At 54.4% G+C, this 1,162-nt stretch carries 1 protein-coding gene; it reads left to right on the plus strand.

From position 1 onward, the window contains the following. The first annotated feature begins 178 nt into the window (after nt 1–178). The gene (locus ISF28_RS30200) at nt 179–1,150 is read left to right on the plus strand and encodes an IS110 family RNA-guided transposase (protein WP_198120875.1); all 972 of its coding nucleotides are present in this window, start codon (nt 179–181) and stop codon (nt 1,148–1,150) included. Nucleotides 1,151–1,162: the final 12 nt, after the last annotated feature.

Consider the following 1,162-nt stretch of genomic DNA (forward strand, 5'->3'; position numbering starts at 1 on the left):
CAACTGAGGTGAAGAGCAGCTTGAGCCCACCCTTAAGGCATAGACCTTCGAGTGTAGATTAAGCCCTTCACCTCTCCCACCCCATTGCTGAACACTGGACGGTATCCGAGGGCGCTGACCCTGCATGTACAAGGCGAGTGTGGAGTGGATAGGGAAATCAAGAACACGAGGAATGTAAATGTTTTATCTTGGCGTAGACGTTTCGAAGAAAAAACTGGACTGCATGCTGCTCAACAGTACGAACGGCAAATTGAAGTCCAAATCGTTATCGAATACGAAGGCTGGCATTGAAGAGCTGATCGGATGGCTGGCTGAAAATAAGGCGCCTGAGGCACATGTGATCATGGAGCCGACTGGTGTCTATCACGAACCGGCAGCGCTGGCGCTGACCGACGCGGGCTTGAAACTGTCGCTGGTCAATCCAGCTCAACTGCGTCAGTTTGCTCAAGGGCTGGGTTTCAAGAACAAGACCGACAAAGCCGACAGCACCGTATTGGCGCGCTATGGCCACACGCTAAAACCTGAAATCTGGCAGGCGCCATCGAAATCTGCACGTCAGCTCAAGGCGCTGCTGGCCCGGCGCGATGCGGTTGCCGATGATCTGCAGCGCGAGCAAAACCGTCACGAGGCAGTCGATTTCGGTATCTCACCGGAACAGGTCAAGCAGTCGATTTTGCAATCGATCGCGTTCCTGCAGGCTGAACTCAAACGGCTGGAACAGATGATCGAAGACCACATCGACACCGATCCCGATTTGCGTAACAAACGCGAGCTATTGGAGACGATTCCTGGCGTGGGTACGCGCGTATCGACCAATCTGACTGCTCTGTTTGCCGCTAAAACCTTCAACACCGCAGAACAACTGGCCGCCTATCTCGGCCTGGTGCCCGTGCTGTGGGAGTCCGGTTCGTCGGTGCGCGCACGTCCTCGCTTGTCCAAGGCCGGTCCATCAAATCTACGTAAGCTGCTCTACATGCCAGCTGTGGTGGCAAGAAAGTGGAATCCTCACATCAAATCCTTTAGCGATCGCCTGATCGCTAAAGGCAAGACCAAGATGGCAGTTATTGGCGCCTGCATGCGCAAACTGGCCCACCTGTGTTTTGGCGTTGTACACACAGGCAGGCCATACGACCCAAATTACGCTATGTGATGCTTGACGGGC

The organism is Massilia rhizosphaerae (assembly GCF_016093545.1).
In the GTDB taxonomy this organism is placed as follows: domain Bacteria; phylum Pseudomonadota; class Gammaproteobacteria; order Burkholderiales; family Burkholderiaceae_D; genus Telluria; species Telluria rhizosphaerae.